At 62.8% G+C, this 861-nt stretch carries 1 protein-coding gene; it reads left to right on the top strand.

Features of this window, described 5'->3' with window-relative positions:
- On the top strand, positions 1–601 hold a 601-nt coding region (locus TBU01S_RS22720), incomplete at its 5' end, for an IS110 family RNA-guided transposase (RefSeq protein ID WP_157659270.1).
- Between the last annotated feature and the right edge of the window lie 260 nt (positions 602–861).

Raw genomic sequence — 861 nt, 5'->3', positions numbered from 1 at the left:
GCTGGAGTTCGGCATCGGTTTGCCCAAGGGCGCAGCCATCATCAAGCGCCTGCCGGCGGTGCTGGCCGAGCACGAGACACAACTGCCGCCGCGCCTGATCGCACTCATCGAGCGGCTGCGTGCCCACTTCAAGTATCTGGACGAGCAGATCAAGCAGGTCGAGCAGGAACTGACGCAACAACTGCGCGAGGACGATCGCGGCCAGCGGTTGCTGGAAATTCCCGGCATCGGGCCGATCACGGCCAGCGTGCTCGCCACCGAGCTGGGCGATGCCAGGCAGTTCGCCAACGCGCGCCAGTTCGCCGCCTCCGTCGGGCTGGTGCCGCGCCAGTACAGCACCGGCGGCAAGCCCACGCTGTTGGGCATCAGCAAACGCGGGGACAAGAACCTGCGACGGCTCCTCGTGCAGTGCGCTCGCGCGTTGATGCAACGCATTCAGAAGCGCACCGACGCCTTGGGCCAATGGACCCGCGCCATGCTCACCCGACGCCACTCGAATGTCGTCGCCTGCGCACTGGCCAATAAATTGGCGAGGATCGCCTGGGCCATCCTCGCCAACGGAACGCACTATCAGTGTCGCCAGCCTGTGGCAGCAGGCTGATGACTCGCGCCACCAATGAACCTGTAGTCACCCACCGGGTTTTGCGACGGTAGATCACGTGATGACGTAAACGGCTCAACGGCCTGGCAACGAACCTGACATAAAAAACAGCGATCACACGCTGAGGGGCTTTTGAGGATTGCCAGGCGCGGCTCTCATCAAGGAGCGGGGAGTCCCCTCCCCAACACGACTCCGAATAGATTTGCGCAAGCCCAATTTACGCCTGAACTCCTCTGCCTTGCGAAAATCGGGCTGACCAT

The organism is Thauera butanivorans NBRC 103042 (assembly GCF_001591165.1).
GTDB lineage: Bacteria > Pseudomonadota > Gammaproteobacteria > Burkholderiales > Rhodocyclaceae > Thauera > Thauera butanivorans.
The sequence above is the reverse complement of the archived record's forward strand: the minus strand, read 5'-3'. Positions and strand labels throughout refer to the sequence as shown.